Here is a 209-nt window from a genome sequence, read left to right on the forward strand (position 1 = left end):
TCCTCTCAAATTTCCTACGCCCACGACGGATAGGGACCGAACTGTCTCACGACGTTCTGAACCCAGCTCGCGTACCGCTTTAATGGGCGAACAGCCCAACCCTTGGGACCGCCTACAGCCCCAGGATGCGATGAGCCGACATCGAGGTGCCAAACCTCCCCGTCGATGTGGACTCTTGGGGGAGATAAGCCTGTTATCCCCGGGGTAGC

1 rRNA gene is annotated in these 209 nt (G+C 59.3%); it reads right to left on the reverse strand.

Features of this window, described 5'->3' with window-relative positions:
- A 23S ribosomal RNA gene (locus tag MR113_RS28220) occupies positions 1–209 on the reverse strand; the annotation flags it as partial.

This window comes from Bacillus cereus group sp. BfR-BA-01379, assembly GCF_022663605.1.
GTDB lineage: Bacteria > Bacillota > Bacilli > Bacillales > Bacillaceae_G > Bacillus_A > Bacillus_A mobilis.